At 71.1% G+C, this 3,618-nt stretch carries 4 protein-coding genes and 2 pseudogenes; 4 read left to right on the top strand and 2 right to left on the bottom strand.

The features are described from left to right. A pseudogene (locus FFI97_RS34260) lies at window positions 1-103 on the top strand (TraB/GumN family protein); the annotation flags it as partial. A 78-nt stretch (window positions 104-181) separates the two neighbouring features. Here the strand turns inward: FFI97_RS34260 and FFI97_RS34265 are convergent. After that, window positions 182-1,084 (bottom strand): annotated as a pseudogene (locus FFI97_RS34265) (TraB/GumN family protein); the annotation flags it as partial. Between the two features lie 11 nt (window positions 1,085-1,095). Here FFI97_RS34265 and FFI97_RS33455 point away from each other — a divergent pair. From FFI97_RS33455 to FFI97_RS33465, 3 genes are all read left to right on the top strand, one after another. Beyond that, window positions 1,096-1,509 (top strand): VOC family protein, encoded by a 414-nt coding sequence (locus FFI97_RS33455; protein WP_062482861.1) that lies wholly within the window; start codon window positions 1,096-1,098, stop codon window positions 1,507-1,509. Window positions 1,510-1,583: 74 nt separating this feature from the next. After that, complete coding sequence (locus FFI97_RS33460) at window positions 1,584-2,135, top strand: toxin-antitoxin system YwqK family antitoxin (RefSeq protein ID WP_260685271.1); 552 nt, start codon at window positions 1,584-1,586, stop codon at window positions 2,133-2,135. Window positions 2,136-2,139: 4 nt separating this feature from the next. Next, window positions 2,140-3,114 carry a Bug family tripartite tricarboxylate transporter substrate binding protein gene (locus FFI97_RS33465; RefSeq protein ID WP_139701326.1) on the top strand — a complete coding sequence of 325 codons (975 nt, stop codon included), beginning with the start codon at window positions 2,140-2,142 and terminating at the stop codon, window positions 3,112-3,114. A gap of 21 nt (window positions 3,115-3,135) precedes the next feature. Here the strand turns inward: FFI97_RS33465 and FFI97_RS33470 are convergent. Then, a partial coding sequence (locus FFI97_RS33470; protein ID WP_409574663.1) for a toxin-antitoxin system YwqK family antitoxin occupies window positions 3,136-3,618 on the bottom strand: 483 nt, incomplete at its 5' end.

The following is a 3,618-nucleotide window of genomic DNA, read 5'->3' on the forward strand; positions in this document are numbered from 1 at the left end:
GGGCGGGCGCAGCGCCTTCGCCGCGGTCGGCGCGCTGCACATGGTCGGCGCGCAGGGCCTGCCCACGCTGATGGCGGCGCGCGGCTTCACCGTGACGCCGGTGCTCACCGAGGCGCAGGCGCAGCAGGCGCTCGATGCCGTCGGCCAGCCCGGGGTTGCGGTCGTCGAGCAGGCGCTTCATGAGGCGCTGCTCGGCCGGCGTGTTCAGGCACTCGCACCACTCGGCGTAGCGCGCCAGCCGGGCCGCGTCGCTGCGCGCCCAGACATCGGCCAGCGTCTTGAGCTGGCCGCGCAGCCGGCCCGATTCGAGCTCGTCGAGCATGGCGTCGATCTGCTCGGCCTCCTCGGCCTCGGAGCCGCCGGTCAGCCAGCGCAGCTGGTCGGCCGCGTTCTCGAGCGCGACGATCGGCTTGTTGCTGTTGCGGGCCGAGACGGCCAGCGTCTCGTCGACGCCGAACTCCGCATACAGGCCGTCGGCGCGCGCCGCCAGCGCGGTCAGCGCCGTCACCTGCAGGATGGGCGGCAGCCGGGCGGTCGAGCCCGGCGACACGCAGGCCTCGGCGTTCTGGCGCTCGAGCCGGCGGGCGCGTTCGCCGCTGAGCACGCGCGCCACCGCGGCCGGGTCGGCCGGCTGGCTCAGGGCGCGCACCGTGGCGTCGTCGCGCGAGTCGAGCTCCAGCGCGAGCGTGTCGCTCTGCGCCAGCGCCTTCTGCACAGTGGGCCCGGGACGCACCCATTCGCCGCGCCCCAGGTGCAGGGTGCCGTAGAGCCACGAGGTGCGGCCGTCGCGCTCGATGCGCCACAGCAGGCCGCGGTCGATGCCGTTGCGCAGGCCGATGCCGGGCTTCTCGAGACTCGCGATGGCCGAGGGCGGGCAGGCGGCGGCGTGGGCCGCGACCGCGATGAAACAACCACCGACGGCCGCGAAGGCCTGGCGGGTCAGACGTGCAAGAAGGCGCTGGGGCGCCGGCCGGTCGGTGCCGCGCGACAGCAGGCGCAGCGGTGCGACGAGGGCTCGGAGTATCCGCAAGGCGAGCTCCATGATTGAAAGAAAGTCCGGCATTCTCACAGCACCGCTGCCCATAATCCAAAACCATGCAAAGCATCTTTCACCTTGCCTTCCACGTGCGCGACCTGGACGGCGCTCGCCGCTTCTACGGCGACGTGCTGGGCTGCGCCGAAGGCCGCAGCACCGACACCTGGGTCGACTTCGACTTCTTCGGCCACCAGATCTCGCTGCACCTGGGCGAGCCCTTCGCCACCACCCGCACCGGCCGCGTCGGCGATGCGATGGTGCCCATGCCGCACTTCGGCATCGTGCTCGCGCTGCCCGACTGGCAGGCGCTGGCCGGGCGCCTCGAAGCCGCCGGCACCGAGTTCGTGCTGAAGCCGCAGGTGCGCTTCGAAGGCCAGCCGGGCGAGCAGTGGACGATGTTCTTCTGCGATCCCTTCGGCAACCCGATCGAGGTCAAGGGTTTCCGTTCGCTCGACACGCTCTACGACAAGTGACCCTGCGCCCGCCCGTTCCCGCTCTTCGGGCGCCTCGGGCGGCCGCGTCCCTCCTCGGCCCGGCCGCGATCGCATTGGCCGCGCTGCTGGGTACCCCGACGGTCCATGCGCAGCAGGAGTGCGAGCTCAACGGCCAGCGCGTGAGCCCCGCCGACGGCAACAGCACCGCCGGCAAGACCGGCCTGATGCGCTGCAAGGACCGCGGCACCGGCGAGCTGCAGCGCGAGCAGCAGGTGCAGAACGGCGTCTTCATGGGCCTGGTGCGCTTCTATGAAAAGGGCAAGCTCGCGCGCGAGCACACCATCAACGCCAAGGGCAACATGCACGGCCGCGCGCGCGAGTTCGCGCCCGGCGGCCAGGTGCTGCGCGACGCCACGTACGACGACGGCCAGGAGCGCGGCCTCGTGCGCAGCTTCTACCCTGGCGGCCAGCTGCGGCGCGCCACCTTCTACCCCGACCGCGGCACCGAGCGCGCCATGGTCGAGTTCACCGAGCGCGGCCAGATGTCGATGCTGCTGTTCGAGCAGGTCGGCGACGAGGCGCGCTGCCGCGCCGCGCTGGCCGACGCGTTGCGCGCGCTGCCCGTACCATCGCTGTCCGCTTCCGAACAAAAAACAGGAGATTGATCTCATGGATCGCCGCACCCTTCTCGCCACGCTCGCCTCCGGCGCCGCCGTGGCCGCAGCCCCCTTCGCCCACGCACAGGACTACCCCGCGCAGCTCATCAAGTGGGTCGTGCCGTACCCCGCGGGCGGCGGCACCGACGTGATCGCGCGCGTGCTGGCCGAGGCCATGCGCCAGACGCTGGGCCAGCAGATCGTGGTCGACAACCGCCCCGGCGCGTCGACCAACATCGGCGCCGACCTGGTCGCCAAGAGCAAGCCCGACGGCTACACGGTGCTGTCGGCCGACAACGCCGTGCTGGCCTTCAACGAGCACCTGTTCACCAAGCTGCCGTTCAACCCCGAGAAAGACTTCACCTACATCGGCGCCATCGGCAAGTTCCCGCTCGCGCTGGTCGTGCACCCGGACTTCCCGGCCAAGACCTTCAAGGAGTTCCTGGCCTACGTGAAGGCCAACCCCGGCAAGGTCAACTACGCCTCGCCGGGCAACGGCTCGCCGCACCACCTGGCGATGGAAATGTTCAAGGCGCGCACCGGCACCTTCATCACCCACATCCCGTACCGCGGCGCGGCGCCGGCCATGGCCGACGTGATGGGCGGCCAGGTGCCGTGCATGTTCCTGGACCTGGCCTCGGGCCTGCCGATCATGCAGGGCAACAAGGTGCGCGTGCTGGCCATCGGCTCGGGCGCGCGCAGCAAGCGCCTGCCCGACGTGCCGACGCTGGCCGAAGTGGGCGTGCCCAACACCGAGGTGTTCGCGTTCCAGGGCATCCTCGGCCCGGCCGGCCTGCCCGCCGCGGTGGTGAACAAGCTCAACAGCGACCTGAACAAGGCCTTCAGCACGCCGGCCGTGCAAAAGCGCTTCGACGACTTCGGCATGGAAGCGATGCCCGGCACGCCGGCGCAGTTCGCGGCGCTGTCGCGCGCGGAGTCGAAGCGCTGGGGCCCGATCATCAAGCAGGCCGGCATCAAGCTGGACTGATGCCGCCCAGGGGCGTTCGTCCTAGCGGGCGAACGCTTTTCGCGAGCCGTCTTCGAAGACTTCGTCGTCGCGCTGCAGCTCGCCGTTCTCGTCCCAGCTGCGTTCGCGCGTCACGCGGCCCTTGTCGTCGAAGCTCGACTCGGCCAGCAGCTCGCCCTTTTCATTGAAGCGCTGGTGCGTGCCCACGGGCACCTGCCGGCCACGCCCCGGCGCGAGGTAGCGGCCCTGTGCGGCGCGCTGGCCGCTGTCGTAGAACTCGGTCACGTCGACCGTGCGCTCGCTGCCGGCGCCGCTGTAGACGGCCTTGCTGCGCGGCTGGCCGTTGAGGTGGTAGCTGTCGTCGCTCAGGGGCTCGCCCGCGGCGTTCCAGCGCTGGTCGCGCACCAGCGAGCCGCGGTCGGAGAACTCCTGCTCGCGCTGGCGGATCGACGAGCGCCCGACCAGCAGCCACACGGTTTCGCGCCGCTTCACGCCCTCGGACGAAAAACTGCGCTCCACGCGCCG

The organism is Variovorax sp. KBS0712 (assembly GCF_006323185.2).
Lineage (GTDB): Bacteria > Pseudomonadota > Gammaproteobacteria > Burkholderiales > Burkholderiaceae_C > Variovorax > Variovorax boronicumulans.